This is a genomic window from Alteromonas sp. 14N.309.X.WAT.G.H12, from assembly GCF_036697315.1.
Classification (GTDB): domain Bacteria; phylum Pseudomonadota; class Gammaproteobacteria; order Enterobacterales; family Alteromonadaceae; genus Alteromonas.
The window spans coordinates 246,981-270,122 of the sequence record NZ_JBAHZB010000001.1 but is presented as its reverse complement, the minus strand read 5'-3'; the positions used below and the strand labels follow the sequence as shown (position 1 = coordinate 270,122).

The 23,142-nt window shown below is 43.8% G+C and carries 19 protein-coding genes; 9 read left to right on the top strand and 10 right to left on the bottom strand.

Annotation, left to right across the window (positions count from 1 at the left end):
• Positions 1 to 3: 3 nt before the first annotated feature.
• The 3 genes from V5298_RS01180 to V5298_RS01175 all read right to left on the bottom strand — a co-directional run bounded on the left by V5298_RS01180 (position 4) and on the right by V5298_RS01175 (position 1,067).
• The gene (locus V5298_RS01180; protein ID WP_332929628.1) at positions 4 to 483 is read right to left on the bottom strand and encodes a hypothetical protein; all 480 of its coding nucleotides are present in this window, start codon (positions 481 to 483) and stop codon (positions 4 to 6) included.
• A gap of 5 nt (positions 484 to 488) precedes the next feature.
• Positions 489 to 737 carry a topoisomerase DNA-binding C4 zinc finger domain-containing protein gene (locus tag V5298_RS21005; protein WP_416351132.1) on the bottom strand — a complete coding sequence of 83 codons (249 nt, stop codon included), beginning with the start codon at positions 735 to 737 and terminating at the stop codon, positions 489 to 491.
• An 87-nt stretch (positions 738 to 824) separates the two neighbouring features.
• Entirely contained in the window at positions 825 to 1,067 is a 243-nt protein-coding gene (locus V5298_RS01175) for a hypothetical protein (RefSeq protein ID WP_332929627.1), read from the bottom strand.
• 228 nt (positions 1,068 to 1,295) lie between these two features.
• Between V5298_RS01175 and V5298_RS01170 the strand changes: the two genes are divergently transcribed.
• Positions 1,296 to 1,826, top strand: a complete 531-nt coding sequence (locus V5298_RS01170) for a hypothetical protein (protein ID WP_332929626.1) — start codon at positions 1,296 to 1,298, stop codon at positions 1,824 to 1,826.
• Between the two features lie 6 nt (positions 1,827 to 1,832).
• Complete coding sequence (locus V5298_RS01165; RefSeq protein ID WP_332929625.1) at positions 1,833 to 3,509, top strand: GGDEF domain-containing protein; 1,677 nt, start codon at positions 1,833 to 1,835, stop codon at positions 3,507 to 3,509.
• Positions 3,510 to 3,551: 42 nt separating this feature from the next.
• Here the strand turns inward: V5298_RS01165 and V5298_RS01160 are convergent, their stop codons facing one another.
• Positions 3,552 to 5,432 (bottom strand): single-stranded-DNA-specific exonuclease RecJ, encoded by a 1,881-nt coding sequence (locus V5298_RS01160; RefSeq protein ID WP_332929624.1) that lies wholly within the window; start codon positions 5,430 to 5,432, stop codon positions 3,552 to 3,554.
• 112 nt (positions 5,433 to 5,544) lie between these two features.
• Between V5298_RS01160 and V5298_RS01155 the strand changes: the two genes are divergently transcribed.
• Entirely contained in the window at positions 5,545 to 6,276 is a 732-nt protein-coding gene (locus tag V5298_RS01155) for a hypothetical protein (RefSeq protein ID WP_332929623.1), read from the top strand.
• Between the two features lie 36 nt (positions 6,277 to 6,312).
• On the opposite strand, the gene V5298_RS01150 is transcribed toward V5298_RS01155, so the two are convergent.
• From V5298_RS01150 to V5298_RS01140, 3 genes are all read right to left on the bottom strand, one after another.
• Positions 6,313 to 10,056, bottom strand: coding sequence for a hypothetical protein (locus V5298_RS01150; protein ID WP_332929622.1), 3,744 nt, complete (start codon positions 10,054 to 10,056; stop codon positions 6,313 to 6,315).
• A 94-nt stretch (positions 10,057 to 10,150) separates the two neighbouring features.
• Positions 10,151 to 10,867 carry a hypothetical protein gene (locus V5298_RS01145; protein WP_332929621.1) on the bottom strand — a complete coding sequence of 239 codons (717 nt, stop codon included), beginning with the start codon at positions 10,865 to 10,867 and terminating at the stop codon, positions 10,151 to 10,153.
• 70 nt (positions 10,868 to 10,937) lie between these two features.
• Positions 10,938 to 12,095, bottom strand: a complete 1,158-nt coding sequence (locus V5298_RS01140) for a hypothetical protein (protein ID WP_332929620.1) — start codon at positions 12,093 to 12,095, stop codon at positions 10,938 to 10,940.
• A 460-nt stretch (positions 12,096 to 12,555) separates the two neighbouring features.
• On the opposite strand from V5298_RS01140, the gene V5298_RS01135 reads away from it, so the two are divergent.
• Together V5298_RS01135 and V5298_RS01130 are read left to right on the top strand one after the other, a co-directional pair.
• Positions 12,556 to 13,446: a glycosyltransferase family A protein gene (locus V5298_RS01135; protein WP_332929619.1), complete on the top strand. Its 891-nt coding sequence runs from the start codon at positions 12,556 to 12,558 to the stop codon at positions 13,444 to 13,446.
• Positions 13,447 to 13,510: 64 nt separating this feature from the next.
• Entirely contained in the window at positions 13,511 to 14,239 is a 729-nt protein-coding gene (locus V5298_RS01130; protein WP_332929618.1) for a hypothetical protein, read from the top strand.
• Positions 14,240 to 14,241: 2 nt separating this feature from the next.
• On the opposite strand, the gene V5298_RS01125 is transcribed toward V5298_RS01130, so the two are convergent.
• Positions 14,242 to 14,601, bottom strand: coding sequence for a hypothetical protein (locus V5298_RS01125; RefSeq protein ID WP_332929617.1), 360 nt, complete (start codon positions 14,599 to 14,601; stop codon positions 14,242 to 14,244).
• A 282-nt stretch (positions 14,602 to 14,883) separates the two neighbouring features.
• Here V5298_RS01125 and V5298_RS01120 point away from each other — a divergent pair, with 282 nt between their 5' ends.
• The 3 genes from V5298_RS01120 to V5298_RS01110 all read left to right on the top strand — a co-directional run bounded on the left by V5298_RS01120 (position 14,884) and on the right by V5298_RS01110 (position 20,471).
• Positions 14,884 to 17,361, top strand: a complete 2,478-nt coding sequence (locus tag V5298_RS01120; RefSeq protein ID WP_332929616.1) for a hypothetical protein — start codon at positions 14,884 to 14,886, stop codon at positions 17,359 to 17,361.
• Positions 17,362 to 17,518: 157 nt separating this feature from the next.
• Positions 17,519 to 19,198 (top strand): hypothetical protein, encoded by a 1,680-nt coding sequence (locus V5298_RS01115; protein ID WP_332929615.1) that lies wholly within the window; start codon positions 17,519 to 17,521, stop codon positions 19,196 to 19,198.
• 25 nt (positions 19,199 to 19,223) lie between these two features.
• On the top strand, positions 19,224 to 20,471 hold the full coding sequence (locus V5298_RS01110; protein ID WP_332929614.1) for a hypothetical protein: 1,248 nt from the start codon (positions 19,224 to 19,226) through the stop codon (positions 20,469 to 20,471).
• A gap of 23 nt (positions 20,472 to 20,494) precedes the next feature.
• Here V5298_RS01110 and V5298_RS01105 read toward each other — a convergent pair whose 3' ends face one another.
• On the bottom strand, positions 20,495 to 21,187 hold the full coding sequence (locus V5298_RS01105; protein WP_332929613.1) for a hypothetical protein: 693 nt from the start codon (positions 21,185 to 21,187) through the stop codon (positions 20,495 to 20,497).
• Between the two features lie 217 nt (positions 21,188 to 21,404).
• Positions 21,405 to 21,773 carry a hypothetical protein gene (locus tag V5298_RS01100; protein ID WP_332929612.1) on the bottom strand — a complete coding sequence of 123 codons (369 nt, stop codon included), beginning with the start codon at positions 21,771 to 21,773 and terminating at the stop codon, positions 21,405 to 21,407.
• 404 nt (positions 21,774 to 22,177) lie between these two features.
• Here V5298_RS01100 and V5298_RS01095 point away from each other — a divergent pair, with 404 nt between their 5' ends.
• Positions 22,178 to 23,119, top strand: a complete 942-nt coding sequence (locus V5298_RS01095) for an EAL and HDOD domain-containing protein (protein WP_332929611.1) — start codon at positions 22,178 to 22,180, stop codon at positions 23,117 to 23,119.
• Positions 23,120 to 23,142: the final 23 nt, after the last annotated feature.

Sequence of the window (23,142 nt, the reverse complement as noted above, 5' to 3'; positions counted from 1 at the left end):
GCGCTATACCTCAAATGTCATTTTACCCGGCATGATACTGCCTACCTTCAATCGTAACGCAATCGTCTTCTGGACCTGTTCCACTTCTTGAGGATCATAACCGCCGGCAATTTCAAAGTGCGCGAAACGCCTTTGCGTTCCCTCTTCAAACTGGTCCATTTCGTAGTCGCGAAAGTACTTAAAAGTGGCTGATAACTTGGCTAGCTTTGGTTTGCCTGAATCGCAATCAGTATCTTGCGATGGGATAAGCAGGACTAAATCGACCTCTTTGACGCTTTCAATGAACGTTAAACTGACCGGCGCAAACACCACAATTTCTCTGCGTTCAATATAAGAAACAGGTACGGAAATAGGATTCTCCTTGTCTGCGATATTATCAATAAAAACCCCAGATACCAGGCCGATCTTTCTTTCGCTTAGCACAATATCTTTTACTGCTATCTTTGATGGAGACAGCAGTCGTTCCTTAATCTTTTTCATCATAAAAATTAACCCTTCCTTGGTTTGTTTTCGGTATGTTTACATGCTGGGTAGCGACTACACCCATAAAATTCAGAACGACTGGAACGCTTTAAGTATACGATTCCACTCTCACATGCGGGGCAGCGTCGGGCTGTCGACCATGTTTTATAATCAACCCCCAATTCCACCTCCACCTCTTCAACAAGGTGCCGAATCTTCCCTTGTAATCTTGCATTTAAATTAACCTTTCTATGTGTAAAGTTACGCAAGAACATCAACCTTTCAGCAAGGGTTTTGGCTAATGTGATTTGAACACGCTTTTTATTTTCATTCTTACGAGTCGGCATCAGAAGTCCTTGTAGTTAACGACGAACCCCGTTCGAGCGTGTGTTTTCAATAGGAATGCCAAGTTCGTGTTGCGGCAATGATTTTTCGAAATCGGGAATCGGTTCCCAGGGAAGCCCCTTGTTTTTAGCATTGAGCTTATGCGCGTCGTAGACTCTCTGAGCATAATCATCATCCGTCCCGCAAACCCCCATACAGACCCCGATGTCGATCTGCAAGCACATCCCTTTGCACGGCTTTCTGGCGTAAAAATCATCCATAAAATTTCCTTTCCATGAGAACACCTATTAATGATTGTATATCATTTTTTTGGGGATCTTGTTCAACTATATATCAGCATGGGAAGCCGGTCAATTCATGTTTATATTAGGTTATATTAATCCTAAGTGGGTTTTGTGTAAACTGTTTTTTACATAAAACCACCCAGCATTAGTTGAAGGAGGGTGGTTTCCGAATGTATAATGACTAAAATTAAAAAGGATTTTAATATGGCTGACTTAAGAAGCTTCTCGCAACTCATCGAAAAAGAAATCGCAATCCATGAGCACGACGTGGTACCTCGCTACATTCCAGATCTCAGAGACACGTTAAACGCTTGCTCTGTCTTGATGGATGTCATATACAATCAATATGATGACTTCAAACTCGTAGGGAAAGCCAAATCGCTCAAAAAAAGCCTTCCTACACTCGAAAAGTTAATGAATTTCATTCATTCAGACATAAAAAAGAATAGGCGCTGGTCTTTTTGGCATTTTATTGCCATCAACATCATCACTTCATTTGCGCATGAATACCTGATTTCAAAAAACAAGCACTCAACTATCGAGCTTGATAAACAAGAAACATGGAACTCCCCAAACTGGGAAATGGCTACGCTTTTTTTCTACTTTATCGCGAGCTCGCTATATAAAGACGAGTTGAATAAATTTATGAGCTTTCAAACCCAAACCGGCGTTGACATTGATACATTATCGCGCTTTCTCGTTCGCAAAATAAATCTCGTCAACGGCGCGGCGTAGACTGCAATGGACACTCAACACACCTCCGCATCGACGATGCGTCAAAATTGGCTTAACGCACAGACTGCGATGCTTACCTCTTTGTCAGCGGTTCATCCTGAATGTCGCCAATTTATTGAAAGCCTAAAAAAACGCATTGCAAACCGAGACATTAGTGATGATGCGGTCACCCAAGAAATGAACCGGTTAGGTCGTTACCTCATTCAAGAAAAAGATCTGCGAAGCCGGGAATACAGGATTGCCGCAGCAGAAATTAAATCTATTCTGAATAAAATTACGGCATCTAAACACCTTTCTGTGGAACAAAGGAAGCAACTGGATGCTTTGGACGTCGATAAATGCTCCTCTCCAACAGAGGCATTATCCTCTCTAGGCTTACTTTGTCGCTGCTTTGCCGATGAGTCTATCAAATTCCGAGAGTCATCCGCTGTCGTTGTCGGAGAAACGCATAAACATATACAACAACAGTCCGGCAACATTATTGCCGGAGATATATCTTGGTCGAGTAAAAAAATAATCAAATCACTCATACCTCTTCTTAAGCGGATAAATTTAACGTACCCTGGGCGAGGTATTATTGAAGCAAATCTACAAAAAGCGACAGCGCTTAACCAGATGTCGAATGTTGACTTTTTCGAAGCCCTTGATGTCATGGAGTCCACCACTCGTGAAGTGACAATTATTCAAGGTCTACGAGAGCAGGCTGAAGCCGAATATCTAAAGAGATTTCACTTACACCTAAAGAATATCCATTCATCACTTAAGTCAACGCTCTTAGGTAACACCACATTCACTGAAAAGACCAACGGTGAAACGAAGGGTTTTTTGGAAATGTTAGACCATTTCAAAGACGCGTCTGACGCTGAAACGGATCCGGAAAAGCTGAAAAAGTTGGTTTCGCACAATCTCGAATCACTTAACCTAAACTTTACGAAAATCATCTCAAGTCATGAGGCTCACATCCGGCAACAGCAGCGTGCGTTGAGCAGCCTTGAATCAGAAGTGCGGACACAGTCTCAACGGTATGCGGCGTCCCTAGAGGAGCAAAAAAAGCTAACGAAACTTGTAGAGTCGGCTACCGCTTTAGCAATGACAGATCAATTGACCGAGATCCCTAATCGTTTCTCATACACCCAAAGCATGAAAATCCTCGAACCGCAGCTGAGCCAACTTGATGACAAAGAACTGGAACGCTTTGGCCTTTGCGTCATAGATATCGACCATTTTAAAAACATTAATGACACTTATGGTCATGCCGCCGGCGACAAAATATTAAAAAACGTCGCCGAACTCTTAAAGCAGCTCATTAAGGGCGCGCATCTTCAACAAAAGGTTGAGCTCTATCGTTACGGAGGAGAGGAGTTTGTGCTTACTTACAAAAATATGCCACTAAAGGAAATGGCAAAATTCGCTGAGTTAGCACGCAAGAAAATGGTGACGACGCCCTTTTTTGTCAGCGAGAAGAAGACAATCAAGGTAACCTTCAGCGCCGGACTGGCCTCTTTCACACAGAACGACAAAAGGGGAGTGCACGTCTTTCAATTAGCAGACAAGGCGATGTATGAAGCGAAGCGTTCTGGCCGTGACAAAGTGTTATTATTCCAACGTGGTAAGCTAAAATACTTAAAAGGAGCTATTCCCATCACATCTAAAGGTGGGGAGGGGGCCCGGCGCACAGCTTGATGTGCTGCCGCCCGATGGCTTGCCGAGGCAGGCATTCTTTGATTAACGAGAAATGTTGTTAAAGCCCTCGCTTATCCCTTCAATAAGCATCCCCATTTTTTTCTTGAATTTATCATAATTAACCGTCACAGCAAAAGTGTATTCCTGACCCACTTCCATGATACTCAACCATGGTTGCCTAGCGTGAAAGAAACACATCGCCGAATGCTCATTCCCCAAGCTGTCGATAAAAAATACCGTCATATGCTCACCGGTCCTTGTCGCCTGCGCACGAGAAAACTTACCGTTAATAGCAAAAATAGGCGCTTCAAAACGTTGACCATAAGGTTCAAGTTTCTTCTGCTCATTAAGTAGTGTTAGGCCGTTTAAAATCTGCAAGCTGCCATCTTTAATTAAATGGTCAACCATTACCCTTGGATAAAAGTCGCCATCGTCCATTCCGGCATCTTTGGCGTCCTCTTTAACTGACCGATCAAACAGCTCTTGGAAGAGTGAGAATTGCTGCAACTCTATCGTTAACCCCATCGCGGCAGGGTGACCACCTGACTTGATAGAAGGGCAAAGCGGCTCTACTTTCTTCTTGACGATGTCTACTATACTCAGTCTATCGATACACCGTCCCGAACCAGAAATATGCCGTCCCGGTGAATCCGTCTCTTTTCTGTCGGATGGACTAAACACGATAGCGGGACAATTAAAGCGCTCTTTTATTCTACTGGCTACTATTCCATGGATCCCATGAGAGCCGTTCGGCAAATAAACAGACAATCCCCGCATCCCTTTTTCATAGTACTGTACAGAAGCATCCTCTAACGCCGCCTCCAGCATGGCGAGCTCTATATCTTTTCGCCGGTTATTTTTCACATTAAGCTGTTCATAGTAATAATTAGCTTCTTCAATGGTTTTTGACATCAAAAAATTCACAGCATTACTGCCGTCACCACCAGTCCTTGAGTCAGCGTTGATTGCGGGACCTAATTTGAAAGCCAGGTCTTGCGCGGTCAGCATATCTGCTGGCTTCCCCACTTTACGCTTTAACACATGCCACGCTGGGATAACTTCATTATTAATATCTTTTAACCCACGGCGAATAACGAAACGATTTATACCGCTCTTCAACGAGACGCAGTCTGCAACTGTCGCCAAACACGCGTACATTAGTAGTGAGCCTAGGTTAGGGGCCTCCGAAGGAAGCTCCCCCTCAGAGACCATGTGAGCGCGCGCTGCTGACATCACTAACAGTGCAACCATGCATCCACAGATAGTGGGGTCCTCAAAGTCATCATCCGGCCTTTGAGGATTAACGAAGGCCAGGGCTTCTGGACACATGTTTCCCTCATCAATATGGTGGTGGTCGGTCACGATAACATCAGCATGCTCATAGCCAAGTTCAGCCATTCGTTCTTTGTAGACACGCACCGTCTCTGAATCGTTAGAGCCTTGATCGGCGGTTATAACTAAGGTTGGTGGATTGTCTCCTGAATTCTCAAACATGGCCTCCATCGCAGGAAGAGAAAACCCATACCCAAGCTTCATCCGGTAGTTAACCCGGATCTTAACTTTATCTTCGTCAAACCCCATGTATTCTACGAGTGCTAATCTCATGACAACAGCGCTGGATATGCCATCGACATCAAAATCCGTCACCAAAGCGATGTGTTCGCCGGCTCTTTTCGCTTTCAAAATTCTATCTGCGGCAATATCAATATCTTTGAGCTTCCAGAGGTCCATATCGCCAATTGAGGGTTTTACAAGATCCTGATAAGCTCGCGCGGAAATATCTGTCGTCCTGTTGGCGGCGATAATAGAAACAACATTCGAACAACCACGGTCATGCATAGTTTTAAAGACACCCTGGTGTCTTTTTCTGAACTTCAATTCAGGCATTGGGACTTTAATGGCAGTGTTATTTATTTTTATCACGATGATGCGTTTCCTTGATTAGCATTGCTTCATTATATTTTAAAATCAGTTTGATTTAAACGAAAATATATTCTAATATTCAATATAACCAAATTACTAATCGGTGAATAGAGTGTCCACAAACAAAATGCTTACATTAAATAAAATTGGGGAAGCGACGAGCCCATTGTCGTCAACCATCGCTTTACCTTTCACTCTGCCTGGGCGAGGATCTAATTCTTTCTCGATGCCTGCCATTTTATACTACTTAGCCAAGGCGAGAACACTACAGAAACTCGGTATTTCTGATGAGTCTGAGGCGTTAAATAGTCATATTGACGGATACTTAGAAGCCACCCGGGTTATGATTAAAGATACCGCTCGGGAGGTCTATGCCAAGTTAGAAATCAGCAGCGGGGGGAAACGAGATAAATCCGTTCGTATCCAAAATGTCCTTCTTGGAAAACTCCTTGATGAGACTAGCACGGCAGTTAACGAATACAGTACAGGATCAATCGACATTAACGCGACGGCCGCGCAAAAGAACATTACCATTCCTAATTACCTTTATGAGCGATACTGCAACATGATTGGTTCTAAAATGGCTACGATCTCTTACATCAATCAGACCATGCGAGAGATTACTGAAACGTTGCGTCGAGAAGGATTTATTGAGACCAACGGTAAAACTGTCATCGGTCCACCTTCAAACTCTTCATGGGCACGTAAACTTCATAATAAAATGATCATAAAATTAGTTGAGATGAGCTTAAGTAAAGAGGTTAGAAATGGCTTACTTGATATTAATATGTGTCGGGATGTAAAGCTGGAAATCTTGTATCAAAAACATCTCCTGGTTGAATAGGGGTACCGCCGATAGCCGGCGGTAAATCCTTAAAAATCAAAACATCCTCAATTGATTCTCCTTTCTGATAACGCCATCTTTGCGAACTGGAGGAACATTAACGTTCGGATCGACGGTCGGGAGCTCTTTCTTAAGAACTGGCCGCTCCTCACCTTCCATCACCGGTGTTATTTCCGGAACACAAACAGGCTCTATCTCAGGTGAATCAGGATTGAGTAACGCCTCAGATACCGAATTGATATAAGGCCGGAAATCACCTCCATGAAGACCACTCTCTACTGCGTAGAGAAGTACGCTCGTTCCGGGTGTTACCAACGCATCCCAATTAACTCCCTCATATTGTGGGAATACAAAATGCGCATTTCCAAACGCTTCCATTCCTTGAAGTACCGCAGAAGCAACATTCTCTGACACTCGTGCGTTCTGTATCCAACGAGTAATTGAGACTCGGCTGTTTTCGTAATCTTGACGGGCGTTCTCGTAACCCAAAACATTCTCCTTGCTAAACGCTGGCGTTTCCGCCGCATGTTTTTTAGCAAGGGAAAGCGCAATACTGACCCCTTGTTCCTTAGCATCATACCCATCTTCGTGTGGATAAGTAGTAAGCACCATTTCTGATGAATTATTAAATTTCACTGCTTTCGTTCGCGATTGTTCCCCTTTTTTACCTGCAGTCATAAACTCATTGACAAGGGCAGCTCTGAGTAGGTCACAACCCGCATCAGAAAATCGTGAGCTAAACGTCACCCCATCTTTTACGCTCTCCGTTTTAACGTTGAAATACGTCTGACTCAAATAAAGAGAGTAAGGGGATTGCTCTCCAATTACGTTTGCCAAAGAACCGTCAGAAAACACGTTCGCCTTTTTCTCATCAATCTCCGCCATCGTATTTTTTGAGATAGCGTCCAGAAGCCCATTCTGGCTAGCTAAAACTTTTTCTAACGCAGAAGACACTACCTGATCACTCACGTTTTCGCCTTTTGTGTAGACCAGGTTCAAGAAGGCGGTCAGTGGGGTCATCGCTCCATCCTCCTCAATCCCTCTATAAAAATTAGGATGACGGATATGTCTACTAGGATAACGTCGGTCACGAGTCCCTTGATGTGCGGGGTGGCGGCTCAGCCCAACCAAAAACCACTTCAAGCGTTCTTCGACTATTGGATTGGGAGTGACGTTCTTGGACCAACGCCATCGCTTAGAGGTGTCATCCCTGCTAAGGCTCTCTGGTGCATCAAAATTATCGATATAATCATGGACCTCCATTTCCGTAATGCCCAGCGTATCCAATAACCCTGACTGAAACATCTCCATAGCAATTTCACTCTCATGGTCGAGCATTTCTGGCATATACGCTCTAATGTTGAACCCGGAAGAAGTGATTTCATCATGCTTAGAGTAAATATATCTTCTCAATTCATCATCACCGAGCTCACTAAACCTAACCGCTTTAAGATGCGTGCTCGCACTCTCAACATAACCAGGAGTAAGATGTCCGCTTACCAACTTTATTTCTTTGGATGCGTACGCGAGAAAATGCATGGCGGCAATGACGTACTGATCATCAAGTGGCAAGTGCGTTATGCTGCCCATTGAGTCAGAAAAAGATGTTACCTGTTCATAAGAAGCCGTTAACACCTCGCGGTAACGCTTGTACAAGTCACTATTGAGAAACCCATCTCTCGTCGGTAACGCGATACCCTGGTAGTGGTTCAATGGGGGGCGTTCTTTTTTACCAGCATCGGGCCATGACCGTAGTGTGTTGACTGCCATAGATTTCATCAGTAAATCCAAGTGTGCCTCACTCGGGTGAAGAGCCTCGGCCAATAACCCAAAACTTCTTCTCGCATGATCAACAAGGGTTCGGTGCCCTAGAAAAACATCAATAGGGCGCTTCTCTTCAACGTGTTCCACTAAATCTAGCAACGCTGATATTTGACCAGTAAATAAGGGGTAGGTTTGCCTTCCCGGCTTTTTCCCCGTACCTTTATCCCCCAATCGGAATAATGCATTCTGAAGCAAAGAAATAAGCTCACCTTCTTGGAATACGCCGGTATCATTTCCTTTTTCGTAAAAAGCACGCAGTGAGCTCTGTTCAAGTTTCGCTAACACCGCATACTGTTTTTCCAGTTCAAGGGTAGATACGGAACTCCCTTTTTTGTTGTTCCCTCGCCGCTTCACGTAGTTTGACGAAAGAGCAGACAACTCCCCCTTTTCCCAACGTTCCATTAAACGTCTGGACACTTCCGGATTCGGTTTATAGAAATAGTCATGAGTGTAATCACGAACCATTTCCAACTCATCGGGACTCCACTTATCTAACTCAAAATAAATGAGTTTTTGATAAAGTGAATTCGTTCCTAAATAATCATCAATGGGCGAGACCATCCTTATGTCAAACGCAAGCTTTTCATCATCGTCCTCGTTCTCTTTGACTTCCGCAATACGCACCCGCTCGGCAAAGCTCTCGATCGATTCGCCATTTTGGTAATGGTGCCGGTTGAGTAGAAATCCAATTTCTCCTACCCGCGCTATAATCTCCCTATCACTTAGCAATGTTGAAGAAAGCCCTGCTCCCCCCGCGACACCATCGAGCATTGAACTAAACGCTAATCTATCTATTTTTCCCGCCATATACTCGGCGATATAATTTCTAAGCCCGTTTTGCTCCATGCCTGTTACTTTGTCCAAAATAGGACGGTCTTGAAAATGCGTAATCTCATGAGCAATTGAGGTGGGATGGTCGACGTCAAAGGCTACTATTTTTAGGTTAGCATTAGCGAATCCTCGTGAGGGGGTATAGGACTCCTCTCCATCGTTATTCACATATGCAGCCAGACCACAAACACCGTAACCACCTAATAATCGACCTTTTAATTCGAATGCATCCGGAACGTCCAAATTCATTTTCTTTATTTCAACCAGGACATCATGAAATTTAACTAAAGGAATGCTTTGATCAATTTCAATACCTTTAATAAAAGGGATCTCTTTCAACATTGCGTTTATTCTCTTCAGTAGGTCTGGGTTGTTTTTATGCTTTGATGAAATCTGCAGTACACCGTCTACCCGTGAAATGTACGTGGACGTTTTCACCACACCATCAACCATCGCCCGTCCCGATGAGACACGTTCAAGGAACTCCGCTTTCTGTCCAGAACCCAAGGTCATTTTGAAATTTTGGACATCAAGGCAGGTGTCCATTAGGCGCTCTACAAACGGGGTCCATTTGTCAGCCATAGTTAAAACAGCGACGTAGTTCATTCTTTCGCTAAAAGGGGATTGAAGGCTTGGGATTGTGTTTTTGTCGAGCGCACGCAGTTTCCTGGTGATTTGACGAAACCCTTCAAAGTCAAACTCAGGGCCATAATTGCTAAAAGCGGCCTCATACACTCTGTCACTGATTTGGGATGGCGTTTTACGGTGTAATTGGTCACCTTTACGGATGGTGACCCCAAAAAGAGTTATCGATTTACTGCCGGGGTCATAGTGACCTTTAAACAATTCTCGTAAATCATTATTAACACTGGTTACTTCCGGTACGATATGACCTTCAGCGCCGCTCAACACACCAGCAACCTCAATGATCTTTTCTGCAGTTTTTAGCAGATCCGAGGCAAGGGATGATAAAACGTCATTTAACGGTGTGGACGCCGATAAATAAGACACTTTATTGACGAGAAAAGGCATGTCTTTTAACGCCAACAGTTCGACAAGAGATTTTGCATTAACTGCCATTTTATCAACGTCACGCATCGTCCCTGATTGCTTTAGCTTAGCCATTCAAAATCCCTATCAATTACTCTAACTTGATATTATCACATTAAATGTTGGGATTTATCAGGAAGGGAATTAATGCATTCTCACGCGAAAACACTTAACGTTTCACCATCGGGTTAAATATTTTTATGGCCAGTTCATCCGAGGTCATGGTGTTTTTAAATGCCCGCATTAAAATTTCATTTTGAATCCGACGGCTAAATGAACCGCCAGTTTTTAATTTATTTGGCGACATTCCCTCAACCACTTTCAGAACATCGTCAATAACCTCCCTTACATAGGGGTTTACATGCTTATATTCCGTATTAGGGTTAAGCCCATCTTTTTCTAATATCCACCGACAAAGATAAGCGTGGATCGTGACTGAAGGGGAACGCATATGCGTGACGGTATGCGCTTTGTTTTTTAACGTTTTTACAACGAGGTTATCTTCCGTGACTTCTAAATACTCATCCCATACAACGTGTCGAAAGATGAGCTCTTGCAACGTATTCGCGACCGATATATCCCGTCCTTTCTCCGCCTCCTCATGTGCAAAAATAAGTATATCGGTAAGATAACGCCTTACTATCTCATTTAACCCTTTTTCAACCTGCCGATTTTCTTCTTTAACGATCCCCATTTCACTCATGTAGCGAACTTTAAGGGCACTATAAAGAATTAAAGGTATTGTCGTGCCACACTGCTTTTTATTGAAGAATAAAGGAACGCGATGAATGTGGTTAATGTTTACTAGAAGGGGGGAAGCTAGCGCCTCTATTGTTGTATGTTGCCCTAGCCTTTTGGCGTTTGTTGTTTTAGTTAAAGCCTGCATTCAGACACCCTAAACGTCATTAATATAACCAAAGCTTAACATTAGCAAGCTGGCTTATCAATGTTTTATTTCAATAAACACCGGATGCTTGCATTTTTTTTGATTGCATATCGACATTAATTAAGCGACCAAATTCCCTCGTTTCTCTTAACTGCTTAAAACCCTCTATCTGCTGCTTGATAAACCGATTCGTTGGGCTAACCATAAAGTGATTATCAACAGTTCGACGACCCTCCTTAATTTTTACTAAATCACGGGAAGGGATGAATTTCTCAATAATGCCGACCTCATAGAGCTCTTCGAGCGCCTTAAGAATATTGTTTTTTCTTTTCGTTACATTTGAGAGAAGTGGGCAACCTGACGCCAAGATTGTCTCGTTCTGTTCAACAATTCTGTAATGACCCGTTTGCTGTTTTTTATTGGCCTGCTGCCAATAATGAGTGAATTGCTTATATAGAAAGCGAGCTATGGGACTTTTCATTGATAGCGCACATTGGGCATCGTAACTACGGTAGTGGCCCTCCAATATTCGCTGACTCGCTCGCTGGTCAAACAAAACGAAGTTGATTCGATCGCTTCGGATCTGATCGGTAGGGTGTCGATTCGGCATACTATCGAGTTCCGACACGATATAACCACGCGTGCGGGTCCTGTCCTCTTCGTTAATATAACGATATTTCGAAAGCGCAAGAACATCTAATCCTTCTCTAAGTTCAGAGAGGCGATACTCCTTTGACATCTTTTTCAATTCTCGACGGAGTTGATAAAGCGTAAAATAAACACCAAGACTGTTGGTTTTCTGGTCATACCGATATCCGGGCTCTCCACGCTCAATACTAAACTCGCCATTTTGGGCGAAAAGGATCAAACAATCTTCAATTAACGATTCTCGTGTACCAGGGTAGACCGCGTACTGAACCATGTAGGGAGAACCATCTTGATTTTCTTTTCCATCAGGCGAGGGGAAAGATAGCGTCGCAGGATGTATTTCATAACGTTCAGAACCGTTCATTACTATCGTTTTGATGAGTGGGCTTGACTGCTTAGAAAGGGGAGTTTTCTTTTCGACATTGCCATGAAGGAAACGAGGCTCTAGGTCATAATTGAGAAGCGTGTTGCCTCTCCCGCAGGAAATAGAAAATATATGCAACTGCTTTTGAGTGTTTGTAAATAAGGCGTTATCCATAACGTCATTTGTTTTTGATTGAGTTTCCACTTTCGCCAACATCCATGTTTGCTTTGGGCCTAATAATACACATTTGATAATCGAAAGTAAAACAAACAGGATCTTGAAATGATCCGGCGGGGCTGACGAAGAAAAAGGAGAGAGTTACTAAAGAGCGAGAATGAAAGAGAACATCTTTTATACTTACTTTAATATAGTTAGAGAGTTTAGAGGGAAGCCTATAAAGCTAAATAAAACAACAATATAAATGCAATGCATTACCTCAAACCCCCGTTAACTTTTCCTCAAACCCCTCTCCAAAACGATAGTCAAATACGAATTGTCAGTCCAAGAGATGCGATAATGTAAAACCAATTTCTTAATTGCCTCATTTTCATTGTTAACACGCCTTATCATTTTTTTTTCTTAGAGAAAATTTATTCGATGCAACTGGAGTACAATAAATTCATCATTATACATTTTTTTGTTTATACAAAGCGGAGCGAAGAGGCGTGTACCGACTATGAGTGAGATAGAAACAACGATCATTATCCCATCATCCTGTGAGAGCAAAAACAAGACGGCGATCCTTAATGCAATCAATAGCGTCATAGAGAGCGAAGGCGGGGCTGCTTGCGTCGTTTTTATTGCGAACGGCCAAAATGTCGATATTGATTTGCTGACGCAGATTGATGCTTTGACCGGAGTAGAGACCGTTTTGTTAAAAGAGCCCTCCGCGTCCAACGCAGTGAAGTACGGCGTGAAACATTATGTAAAAACCCCTTTTTTTGGCTTTCTTGATGATGATGACTATTACCTTCCTGGTGCAATCGCCCAGCGGCAGGCTTTGTTAAAGGCAAGCCCTGAGATCGACGTTGCGGTTGGGTTGGCTTTAAGAGAGCGGGATGGTGACTTAAAGCCTCAGTTGTCCAAATCAGAGATTGAGTTATGCCGGGATGCGCCCTTTAGGGCTATGTTGGAGCGTGGAGTGAATTGGTTGACAAGTTCCGCAGGCCTTTATAGGTCTTCACGCATTGGCAATGCCTATTTCGAAGAGCCAACACGCTTTTTTGAATGGACCTACCTGGCAGTTAAGATGATGATTGATCATGTCTCTTTCAGTTTCTCCGGGGTAACGGATCACGTTATTGTAGATAGCCCTAATTCTCTTTCAAAAAGCAGTGATTACCGTCGTTACGAGAGCGTGTTTTTTGAGATATTAAAGATATTACCTCTGACGCATGAGCAACGAGACTGTCTCTCGATTCGGGAGGCGGATTATTATCATTCTGTATATGATGAGTTGAGGAAGAGTGGTCAACGGGTTTTGGCGCTCAAGGCTCACTTAAAGTCAATGCGCTCTTGGTCCGGATTTAAAAAGTATGCCTTAAGTACAAGGAAAATAGTGTGTTAAGTAAATTGTTATGGTCTAAATATTGCTTTATTTCTTTATTGATTTCTAATTGAGGTATAAGAAAATGATGACATGGAAAAGCTTAATTTGGTGTTTTGTCGGGTTGTACACAACCCTACCAGGAGTCTCGCAGGCTGAGTGGTTACTCCAGGATTACTCCAATACCGAAAACTTGTCGAACGAGACGATTACACTCGTTTTTACCGGCCTAGAAGAGCACAGTTACGTCATGTTGAACTGGAACTTGTATCTTATCGACACTTGGGATGGGTACAATGAAGAACTTTCTTATGCTACCGATTATTGGGGGTTTTCCGTAGATGGAGAGTCGTATTCTTGGTCTTTTGCGGCGTATGGTTCGATGAACTCAGACGTCGACACCAACCCGGACGATAGCGGTGTAAAGTACCAATCCGGATCTTCCTTTTACGAAAGCGCTCCCGTAATAAGCTACACTGACTCAATCTATTATTACGACAATTATAATGGAGGTTGGATTTTCGAACATGACTCGGACACACTAACCATCACATTTTTCGCCTACGGATTGCAGAATATCTACGATGAGTCTTGGGCGATTGACGAGCTGTATATAGCCACGGCAACGGATGCAGAGACGCTGCTGTCTTTGGGCAACTTGCAGGACGTTAGCGAACCTATGTCGCCAGCGGCGTTGTTTAGTTTTTTGTTGTTTGGCTTATGGGGTCGTCGGCCTCGCTTATTTAAGCAAGGAATCTCCGTCCTTCCCCAAAACGTGGGCGGAGAGGATGTCAAGAACGGCTATAACGGTTGATATTAACGGTCGGTTTCCGTGGGTTTAAAGCCAAGGGCATGAGGGGAGTGCAGCTTTCTTTTCCAATTGGGATCCCGAATAACCCTGTCGAGTAATGCTAAGTCGTCAGGGTGAAGCGTTAGGTTAATACTATCTATTTGGGGGGGGCGTCCAATAAATCGCATAAAAAACCATTGTTCTAACTGCACTTCAAGTGCAACTGAAATTTCGACCTCGGGCCAAACGGCCAATGACGCCATGTCAATGTCACAATCCTTAAAGATGAGACGAAGGGATGGGAGTGAGATTTCGACACGAAAAAGGTTTTTTAGGTATTCGCCAAGTGTTTCAAGAAGCGATTCGTTAACTTCAATTTTAGTCATTTTCCTGCCTGGTAATTAGTTATAAGCACAGTTAATTTCATTCAGTATATCACCAAGTAAACCCATTTTATGATGAGTTTCCATAATTAAATAAGCGACTCCTTTCGTTGGGTGATGCAAGTTAATCTACATTTATACAATTATACTTCTATTTAATTATTTTTTTGATAAAGAAAAAAAATATAACTAGAATTGTAATGGAAATGAAACTTCATAGCTATTAGGGTTCGCCATTCCGTTGGCGTGCAAGTGTGATATCTATTTACGCGGAAGCATTATTATATGAATATTAGAAGGCTTAGAGGGCTGTTAAGTATCGGATTGCCCCTGTGCGTCACACCGGTGTTGGCAGAGGATGCCAGCATTATGGACTTCGATCTGGACACATCAAGTTGGGAAGAGTTCGGTGACGATTGGCGCTATGCTCGTCCTTATGACCAAAGCTGTGATTATATGGAAACGCAATCAAAACTTTGCAAAGGAACGCATCGTTTTTACATGTATTACAACAGTCAAAACAATGATCATATTGGTTGGTTGCGTTATGGGTATTTTGTACCAACCGGTGAATTCAGCATCGATGGCAATGCATTAAGAGTGGTGTATACCGGCGGCGCAAAATCTGACGATGACGGAGAAACGGTAGAGCTGGGTGAAGAGATCCGCGGTTATTACCAGTATTTAGATGCTTACGCTGAAAAAGGCGATGCCGTGTTTGCCGACGAAACCCTTCCAGCCACACCGACAATATACTACCATGATCATTACACCACCTCATCGCTAGGTATTTTTGATGATGCCAACCGCTTTACAACATATGTGTGGCGAGGTAGGGATGATGATCCTTACGTACAGTACGACCGCGATGAAAGCGATGTATCCACCGCCAGTAGAACCTTAGCCTGGTATCCATTTATTGATTCCGCCGTTTCGTCACACTATTACCATCAAGTATCAAATCGCGCCTTTGGGGGCTGGTTGAAAGCGGAGTTTGATGCCAACCCTACACATACTAATGCAGGAATAACAAATGACAACGGGTCTTTACCGTTAGGCGGTAACCATTACCCTTACGATGCCTATTCCTATTTTGAAAACGTCGCCAGCTTTGCCGTTCGGTTTCTTGGCCTTGAGGATTCCGACTCTCCCGCATCAGTTGTTACGGACGAATGGACGAAAAGCGATGTTAAGTATGAAAATGACTATACGATATCAAGTTTAGGGGTGAGTTATGACCCGGTAACCGGCAACTTCGACATCAGCTTTGAAGATAAATACCGTTGCCTTGATTGCGCTGCTAAATATGAAGTGAGATACAGCTTCTCTTCTATTGATGTAAGTAATTTTGATCAGGCCAGTGAGTTTGAGTCGGTGGAAAACTTCTTTTCTAATGATGATAACGAAGCTGGGGAAATTACTAAGCCGAATAATGGGTACAACCAGAATTGGGCTTATTTGATTTTGCCCTACGATGACGCCGTACGCTTCAAGTCGGGGGACCCGATATATTTCGCGGTAAAAGACATTAGCGATCGGGATTTTGATTATGACATCACCGATGACGAACTGGTATCCACCCCGTGGGGCGAATACAGACAACGTGATTTAATCAGAACGTTACAAGTCGATTATCACGAAACGCCTATAGCCCTCGACAATGACGGCAATACGGTAGATTACACACCGCTAGGCGGACAGATAGGGATCAGTATTGAAATAGACAGGGACGGCCTTGTCGCCTTCATGAATAACCCTCCACTCTATAACGAAACGGGCTACCTTGAAAGCAATTGGTTTTCCGTCGGTGATGATACCGGTGATGCGACGGAGTATTGCAGCGTCAATCTGGAATGTGAAGAATATGTTTTAGCGGATTTAGTGACGGGTTCAGTTGGAACCAACGATTTTGCCACATTGACGGAAAGCACTCAGGAAATGGCCGTGGAGGACTTTGAGGGTAACGCCATTTCATCGAAAGAAGTCTACAATCAAATCGTCGTTGAAGGGGCGGGGATTACACTTGACCCAACCGACACGATCACGTTCACGATTAAGAATGTTTCGGGCACGTCGGGGAAAGTGACACCCCGGGTCACCAGTTATATCAATGGGCGTCCTGAATTGATGAACAGCAAGCGTTACTATCAGCTTACCCAAACAGTCGATGATGAAGAGGAGATGGACTGGGTTGTGCCTGCTTCTGATTTTGCGGGTGAGTCTTTAACATCGGTGCTGATCAGTATTCCGCAATCAGCGGATTATGAGGTTACATCCATTAAATTAAATACCATGCAGGAGATTTCATGCTCTGGGTGCGGTGACCTGTTGGTCGACTATTTTGAGGATGGGGGAGCGACACATACATTTGGTTATGAAACCTGGACCAATGTAGTGAACCACACTTACACAAAACAAATCGGGGATGGTTACGGGATTGCTGTAGGCAGTAACTCTGGATATGACTCTGTGGCGATAACCGGTGAAACAGCATTAACCGACGATACCGCAACGGCGCATGTAGTCTGGTTAAACTACAGTGATGAGACATACACCTTCACCCCTCGTTATAACTTGAATGAGGTGGGTCGGCCGGGATTGACTACGACCGAGTGGTATGACAGCAATGAGGTTGTTATTGCGCCAGGTGGTAGCGCTGAACAACTGGTTCCTATCGACACGTCAACAAGAGTGATCAATATTAACGTGGGCATTGATAATCCGGGCGATTTGTCTTTAGACAAGATCACAATTACGGATTGATAACATCTGATAATTTCTGGATTTGCAACAAAAGCGTCTCGGCGCTTTTGTTGTTATTACGTCTTCAGGAAAGGGAGACCATAAAACGAGCACCGATTTGTGATACTATACTCAACGAATCAAAAGGATTTGAGTCGACTTAAAAAAAGGATTTTTCATGAGTTTTATCGGGATTGAAATAGCAGACCTCCCAAACTTAGAGGGTAAAATGGGCGCATTCGCCAAGCTCGAAACAAAAGGGCGCTGGGGTTTTCTGTCGAACCAGGATGTAAAAACCACTCATTGCTTAGGTTATGACATTCATTATGTCGGGCAAATGATTCTTCCAACCGACCCTCAAAATGTCTTTGACGCTCTTTCCCAGGCGAAAGGGACATTTGCGTATTACTTTGTGCAAGAAAGCATGGTGAATGTAGGAACGGACCCGATGGGTTTTTACCCACTTTATTATACAGACAATGCACATCTCCCCTTAGCTTTTTCGACATCCATCACACACCTTAAACGTAGGTTTAGGTCTTTAACACCAAATTGGGACGCGTGGAACCTGTTATTTAACGACGGGCATTTATTAGGGAAAATGACGACAATAAAGGAGTTTAGTCGCCTTCGCGAAGGGGAGGTACTTGTTTTTCCTCTCCACCCCTCGGGCAAGAGCAATCCCGAAATCCAAAGGTTTTCTTTCTATCATACGCCGGGGCCAGTTAGTGATAAGGATTTTGTAATGCGTGGAAATGCCCTCTTGTCCGATACGATGGAGGCGCTGATGAGAGATGAGCAGAATGTCGTTATCCCGTTATCCGCAGGTCATGATTCGCGTCGCTTGGCAGCCACAGCCAAACATCTTGACATACCTTTTAGCTCGATAACCCAATCGGTAAGAAATCCTCTAAATTATGATGTGGATACACTGGTGGCGAAGCAATTGGCCGACATGTTGTCACTACCGGAGGAACGGTACCGCCACCTCCCTATGCCTAACCGACGTGACAGTATTACACAAATGTTAGAGAAAGATTATTGGACAGGTTTTGAAACTCCTTCTCATGAATGGTCAATGAATATCGTTCACGCCACGCCCAGTAGCAGCTTGGTCTGTGACGGTATAGTGGGGGACCAGATAGTGACCAGCAGTTTGTATTACAATGCGCCAGAGAAAATGGATGCATTGCTTCAAAATAATGGAGCCTATGTTGACCACTTGATAAAGGAGAACTCGCCTTTACCACTCAAAAGAGAGGCGCAGGAACGACGTAGAGCGCTGATTACTTCGACCCTCAATGAATACGCTTGTGATCAGCATGCGATTGTACGTTATACTGTGTTTAATCGTACACGACGCAGCACTGCGGCATGGTACTACCCGTTTTTAAGTAAAGGAAGTCGGGTTTGCTTACCTTATGCCGATGTCGCGTTTTTCCACCACGGTCTAACGATGCCTCTCGACAAAAAAAAGGACCGGTTATGGCAAAAAATATGTCTTGAAGCCATCAATCCGGACATCGCTGGGCTTCATTCCACCCGGGACAGGCTTCCCGCTGAATACTGGCGAAATCAAGGTGCCAGTTATGTCCCTAGCAAAAAATTACCTTTTACGCAAAAACAGGTTGAAGTTCCAACCAAGGTCTTTCGTTGTTTGGAGAGAAGTCTCAAAGAGCGCATAATGGACACCGTTGGCTTGCACCTTATGCCTAACGTGGCATTAAAGCATCAGGCTTGGCGGTACCTGCCGTTACAACGTTGCGCTCTTTTCCTGGATTGGTTGAAAGAGGATGAGACCGCCTTGCCTGTACTCAGTAATGAGATGCCGGCATTTGTGAAAGAACGTGCACGTTAATTGGTAGAACAATAAGGCAAATCAAATGGGAATTTGGTATCACGGAAGTAAACAACAGGTTGATGTTTTGGATGTGAACAAGTCATCGGGCATGAATTTGTGGGGCGGGAGAGGCAGTTATTTGACTCAGAATAAGCGGGTCGCCGCTATGTTCGGACCGTGTGTTAACCGGTTTGAAATCGGCGATTTAGATGTTTTAAATACGGACAATGAAATTCATGATAACGATTTTTCGGCAGTTAATTCTATACTAAATGCGAATGTCCCTTTTATGACTCTTGCCCATGCTGACGTCAAAAGCTACGGTGAAGCCATGGCTTTGTGTGCTCAATTCGGATTGGGGAACAAGGAAACCGCGGTTCAAATATTTCAGGAAGTCTTGGGGTTTGATGCACTTCTAACAGAGGATGTGACTAGCGTGTTGCGGGGTGGGGCGATTAACGAGGGGGACTTGCTAATCCTTCTTTCACCAGAAAAAGCCCAATTTCTTGACGCGGAATATGTGCGGGTGCCAAATGGAGTGTTTTTCCATGGAGGCCGCAGTGAACAACCGATCCAACGTTTCGTACATGGCATATATCCCGCCAAGAGTGGTATTGAAGGGCTGGGGTGCGTCTCTGTGGAGCGACACGCATTCTTCTTCTCATCAGTTCCGGCAATGTCATCTGAATATGGGAACGTTCACGCTTATGCGCTTCCCACTAGTGGGTTCTTGGATATCAGGAATGACCTTTCTGCGGAGGATGCAGCAAAACTGGAGCAGGTAGGGATCAATACCCGTTGGATTGACGGCATGCCGACAGAATCGAAATGGCAAATTTTTGATGGAGAAGACGGCGATGCTTTGTCTGCCGCAATAAGAGAACTGGGGTATTGTGGTGTGGATTATTGGGAGTGCGACAAAAAAGGCATCCTACGGCATTGTCGTGCCGTTGTGGATAGTGAGATCCCAAAACCCCTCCCAATCCCGACAGAGGTGATATCCCAATTGGATGTTGTCTTATCGGTTGTTGACGCATTAAAGGAAGTGTCAAATGAAATCGAGAGCGCCAATGACAACGGGGTATCTAGCGTATTGATTAATGACATATTGGCTAATTTTGGATTGAAAGGCGATTCAGAGCGCCTTTTTACGCTGCTGAAGCGGTCTGATCATGAGGGGCTTGTCGAGGCCATTTCGATATCGAACCCAACTTTTTGTACTGGTGACGAGCCGAATGTCGACTTGTCAGTCCACTGCCGAGATACTATGCGTGTCAGGCGAAGTTGCTGATATCGCGTTCGCTGAACTTGTCGTCAAAAAATCTCCCGACCGACGTCGACCCAATTTAAAACAGACTGCGTTCTCCCCTTCGCCCGGATCGCAAACTGGGCTTTATAGAGTCGCGGTTGTGCTACTATTTGCGCGATATCTTCCATCACCTCATGCAGTCTTTTTCGTACATCCTCATTCGTGACTCTCTTTACAACAAACCCTTGTTTTAGGGCGTGAGTTTGTTTCGCTCGGTCATTTTTAAACGCATCTTTGGAGCGGTGAAATCCAAACCCGTCAGCTTCAACAAGGCAAGTATATCCGATGAGCATTTGCCGTTGGCCATTTCCATCAGCAATGTTAATTTTTCTGAACGGAGAAATTAAAGCAAAATCAAAGCGCCAGTCTTTCGTTCCTCCATCGATAATCAACTCCGTTAACAGCATGCCGCCATCGTTATAGCGGCCATACTTTGCTTCAAGTTGTTGGTAAAGCGCAACGAAGGGGTCCGTTGATGGCCAGGGGCAGTAAGTCAACCCATTAGCTGTATGCATCACCCGAGCACGTTTAGTTTCCCCTTTGGAGTAGGAACGTGCCGAACCTTTCGACTCATGGGCTTCAATGCGACTCGGTCGGGTTTGATTGTTAAATCCACCCTGTTGTTTTAACAGCGCCTCAATTTGTTTTTTTGCACTAAGCCCAAGCTTATTGATGTCGTCCTTGCTTTTAATACGCATTAATAAAGTCTCTGTCCTTAACATCGCGTGGAAATGATATTTTCATATTAATATAACCAAGCTACAAAATCAACGTGTGTGCGGTGATTAATGAGGGACACTTCAAACAAAGTGCTTACAAAATTAATGAAAATAAACCTCAGAGAGGACGGGAGCAGTTTCGCCGCAACAGTGGTGTTACGACGACAGTTTCATTGCAAGACAGGGACATTAATAACTAGCCCAAAAGAGGCTCAAGTTCTTCTCTAAAAGGGGAGTCTAGGGCCGGTAACGCTTGTTCGTGAAAAGCGTTAAAAAAATCAATCAAAGGCAAACAAAGCATGCCGTTTTCGGCATTGAGGGTTATCCATTCAGGTTTGTATGGGTTGACTGATTGGGAAACGGTGTAATACCCATTAGGAATGAGTGGCGCAGGAGCGTTAAGGGGGGCTTTCAGTGTATGGGGCGTATCAAATAAGCTAAGGAGGCGATCTCGCATTGCAGTTTCGCACGCTTGGGAAGCGAAGGTCGCACGTCCGTCGGCACTCAATGTTAACATGTTGGCATGGGCCAGTAAAAAATCAGATAGGGTGGGGGTTTGGGTCATAAATACATCCTTGTTAATTCAATAATTACTCATCATGAGTCTGGAATCATATTAACATGACAGGAAAAATTAAATCCAATAAATTCCCAAATTTCTGTCGCCGTTTTTCGAACGGATATATACGGGTTCCTGCACCTCAAAAGAAGTGTAAAATAATTTTTAATACCCGGATTATGTAAGGTGTCCATAGCGGGCTACGCGATCTTGATTCCCGGCCTCAATAATCCGCTGAGTTTGTGTGTGGGCACGATGGTAAGTACAAAGTTAAGCGTCAAGAACGAGTAAAGATATTTTTTAATATAACGTTCTTTACCTTTTGATGTTTGACGCACTCATTATGTCGTGATTTAATATAACAAAGATTGAGCCAATGGTTCATATTCAACAAACAAACGGGTAAATACATGGATGTTGTCACAGCGAGGCAAGCGATAGTAAATAAAGAGCAGGCCGCCATCGGGTATGAATTGCTTTTTCGCGACAGGCAAACTAATAGCTTCTCGTTTGGGATGGATCCTTATGTGGCGACGTGCAAGTTGATAGACCAAACTCACCTTAACTTTGGGCTGTCTGAGTTAAGCCTTGGAAAGCGAGCATTCATTAATTTTTCGGAAAAATGCTTACTTCAAGACTCCCCTTATTTGATGTCACCAAAAAACATCGTTGTCGAAGTGTTGGAGTCGGTTAGGCCCACTGATGCAATCTTTAAAAAAGTAAAAACCCTCTTTAAGGAAGGTTACACGATTGCACTCGATGATTTTGTTTTCAACCCAAAGTGGCAGCGATTTCTCCCCTTCGTCCAAATCATTAAAGTCGACATATCGCAAATGCCGATGGATAGCATCTCACCATTCATGAACAACCTAATGGCGTCTCAAAAGGGGCGTAAAACTCCACTCTTTTTTCTTGCTGAGCGTATTGAGACCGAAACGGATTTCCTCCAGGCGAAAGAGGTCGGGTTTGACTATTTTCAAGGTTATTATTTTTCCCGCCCTGAAATGTATTTTTATAAAGATGTTGATGTGTCACAGTTTGTACTAATGGCGTTATATGAAGCACTTTTTGTTCCGGACATTAACATGGATGAAATTGCTTGTTTTTTCCGCAGCGATGAGGCGTTAACATATAAGCTACAGACTTATTTGAACTCAGGTTTATTTGACGTTGACACTATGCCATTAGATATTAAACAAGCCCTTGACTATGTGGGTAAAGATAAAATTCGCAGGCTTGTCTCGTTACTGGTTACTTCTCAAATGGCAAAAAGTGAACGCCAAGTAACCTATAGAACGGGGCATACTCGCGTCCGAACATGCAAAATGCTGGCTACATCCGTGGCTCCTTAAAAGAGCGATGCGGCATTCTTGAT